At 68.7% G+C, this 2,639-nt stretch carries 3 protein-coding genes; all 3 read right to left on the minus strand.

The features are described from left to right. A partial coding sequence (locus JYJ84_RS33660) for a PmbA/TldA family metallopeptidase (protein ID WP_275890761.1) occupies window positions 1–584 on the minus strand: 584 nt, incomplete at its 3' end. 85 nt (window positions 585–669) lie between these two features. After that, window positions 670–1,497, minus strand: a complete 828-nt coding sequence (locus JYJ84_RS33665) for a carbon-nitrogen hydrolase family protein (protein WP_175222358.1) — start codon at window positions 1,495–1,497, stop codon at window positions 670–672. A 63-nt stretch (window positions 1,498–1,560) separates the two neighbouring features. Continuing rightward, a partial coding sequence (locus JYJ84_RS33670; RefSeq protein WP_275890762.1) for a YhdP family protein occupies window positions 1,561–2,639 on the minus strand: 1,079 nt, incomplete at its 5' end.

The following is a 2,639-nucleotide window of genomic DNA, read 5'->3' on the forward strand; positions in this document are numbered from 1 at the left end:
CTCGTGGGCTCGGAGATTTGTATACGCGACAGGGCGCTGCGCGCGACCAGCACGACGTCGTATTCGCCGGCGAGGCCCGCCATCACCTGCGTGATGCGCGGGTCGCGGCCGCGTGCCATCTGCTCGATACGCTCGAGCAGCTTGACCTTGGCCGTCGCGTCGAGCGACGCGAGCGGATCGGACGGCAGGTACAGGTCGCGGCCCGAGATGCCCTTCAGCGACGTCGCCGCCTTGATCTTCTGGCGGCCGCCGCCGGCCGCCGCGATCGCCTTGGTGGCCGCGGCGGCTTGCGCGATCGCTTCCGGCGACAGGTCGTCCGAGTACGCGAACGCGGTGCGGTCGCCCGCGACCGCGCGCACGCCGACGCCCTGGTCGATGCTGAAGCTGCCCGATTTGACGATGCCTTCCTCGAGGCTCCACGCTTCGCTGCGGGTCGCCTGGAAGTACAGGTCCGCGTAGTCGACGCGATGCGTGAAGATGTCGGCGATCGTGCGCGTGAGCAGGCTTTCGTCGAGGCCATACGGCGTGAGCAGGATGTCCTTCGCCAGCGCGAGGTTGCGGATGCCGGGTTCGATGATGTTCATGCGGATATCGGGGTTTCTCAAAAAGTTGTCGGGTGCTTCTGGGCAGATGGGTTGGCCGTGCGGCGTTTCAAGCGGCGCGGGGGATTCAGGTCAGCACGCGGTGCCGCCACGCGGGCAGGCTCTGGCGCACGTCGGTGATGCGTTGCGGATCGATCGCGCCGAGCACAACGCTGGCGCCTACGTCGCGAACCGCGACGATCTCGCCCCACGGGTCGATCAGCATGCTGTGGCCCCAGGTGCGCCGGCCGTTCTCGTGCTTGCCGCCTTGCGCGGCCGCGAGCACGTAGCACTGGTTTTCGACGGCCCGCGCGCGCAGCAGCATTTCCCAGTGCGCGCGGCCCGTCGTATACGTAAACGCCGACGGTACGACGATCAGCGCGCAGTCGCCCAACCTGCGATACAGCTCCGGAAAGCGGAGATCGTAACAGACCGACAGGCCGACCCGCCCGAACGGCGCGTCGAACGCGACGACCGTATCGCCCGCGCGGATCGTGCGCGCCTCGTCGAACGACTCGTCGCCTTTTTCGAAGTTGAACAGGTGGATCTTGTCGTAGCGCGCGGCTTCGTTGCCGGACGGATCGAACACGAGCGTCGTGTTCAGCACGCGATCGGGCTCCGGCGCCTTCAGCGGCAGCGTGCCGCCGATCACCCAGATACCGTGGCGACACGCGGCGTCTGCGAGGAAGTGCTGGATCGGGCCGTCCCGGTAGGGTTCGGCGAGCGCGAGCTTGTCGGTGTCGCGGTGGCCCATGAAGCAGAAATACTCGGGCAGCAGCACGAGCTGCGCGCCTTCGCCGGCGGCTTCCGCGATCAGGCGGCGCGCTTCGGCGAGATTGCGCGTGACGTCCGGCGTGCTCACCATCTGCAGCGCGGCGACCTGGAAGGGCGTGGCGGAACGGGTAGGGTCGGTCATCGCAGGATCGGTTGCGTCATAAATGGGGTGCGGCCCGGCACCGTGCGCGGTTCGGCGCGCGGCTCAGTGGTTCGCCGCATCGGCCGGACCGTGATTCATCTTACCCTGATCGCCCTGCACCCGCTCAATGTGCGGGTGCGCCCACGAGCCGGTGATCGCGTAGTCGAGCGCGAACGCGCGTGACAGCGTTTCCGACAGCGCGTAGTTCGCGGCCAGCACGCCGACGCCGAGCAACGGGTTGATGATGGCCGCGCCGATCGCGGCTGCACCCGCGCTGATTTTCGGCGCGACGTGTGCATGCAGGTCCTGCGTTTCGGCGCCGAGATCGACCGCGCCGCGCACGGTGACGTTCGCGGGCCCCGTCATCATCGAAAAGTCGTCGGTGCGGGCGATCCCGTTCGAGATCTGGCCGGTGCCGGTGATCTTGTCGAACGGCAGCCCCTTGCCGATCACGTCGCGGAAATTCAGCGTCAGGAAGCGTGCGAGGCTCTGCAGGCTCAGCACGCCGAGGAGTTTCGCCGCACCGGGATCGACCTTGAGGATCTGGCCGTGCTCGAGATCGAGCGCGATCTGGCCGCCAAGCGACGGGAAGTCGAGCGCGGTCGGGCCGCCGCGCCAGCCGACCTTGCCCGTGACCGTGCCATGGCCGTCCGCAAGCGTGCGGGGCAGGCCGACGCGGTCGAGCAGCGCGCCCGCGTTGTCGATGTCGAGCTTGAAGTCGAACACGGTGCGGCGCGGCGCGTCGTTTTCGTCGGCGCCGCGGGCCAGCGCACGGCGCGACGTGCGCCAGTTGCCGGTCGCCGTCAGCTTCGCGGCCGGGTTCGACAGCTCCAGCTTGTCGAGCTGCCAGACCGGCGTGCCGGCTTCGTCGATATTGCGCGCATTGACGACGAGGCGGCCGATGTCGTGGTTGCGCGCGACGACCTGGTCGACGATCAGGTCGATCGACGGCATCGGGCGGTCGGTCGGCGTCGGCAGGTTCATCGCGCGGCCGACGAGATCGTGCTGCGCGCTGTCGGGGATCACGAGCTTCGCGAGCCGCGCGTTCAGCACGCCCGCGCCGTTGTGGCCGCCGCCCGGCGCCCACGACAGGTAGCCCGACACCTGGTTCGACGCGATGTTCGCCTGCCAGAGTTCGTCGA

The sequence above is a fragment of the Burkholderia sp. LMG 13014 genome (assembly GCF_905232215.1).
In the GTDB taxonomy this organism is placed as follows: Bacteria; Pseudomonadota; Gammaproteobacteria; order Burkholderiales; family Burkholderiaceae; genus Burkholderia.

Coding starts and splice junctions, on each gene's coding strand:
- JYJ84_RS33665 (WP_175222358.1), bottom strand. CDS start 1,497: ATGACCGACCCTACCCGTTCCGCCACGCCCTTCCAGGTCGCCGCGCTG.